Consider the following 208-nt stretch of genomic DNA (forward strand, 5'->3'; position numbering starts at 1 on the left):
GCGTTGAAGGTGCTCAGTCTACTCCATACACTATTACGGTAGATACGTTAGCGCCAAATACGCCGTCGATCACAAGCGTGATGGACAACGTGCAGGGGGGCGTGGTTGGTGCGATTGCCAGTGGCGGCGTGACCAACGACAACAGGCCGACACTGAGCGGTACGGCCGAAGCTAACGCACTGGTGTTCCTGCGTGACGGTACTAGTAC

General features: G+C 57.2%; 1 protein-coding gene. It reads left to right on the forward strand.

Annotated features, from left to right (window positions below; genetic code table 11):
* On the forward strand, window positions 1–208 hold a 208-nt coding region (locus MXF20_RS23355), incomplete at both ends, for a hypothetical protein (RefSeq protein WP_325971653.1).

The organism is Pantoea dispersa, from assembly GCF_035783935.1.
GTDB lineage: Bacteria > Pseudomonadota > Gammaproteobacteria > Enterobacterales > Enterobacteriaceae > Pantoea > Pantoea dispersa_C.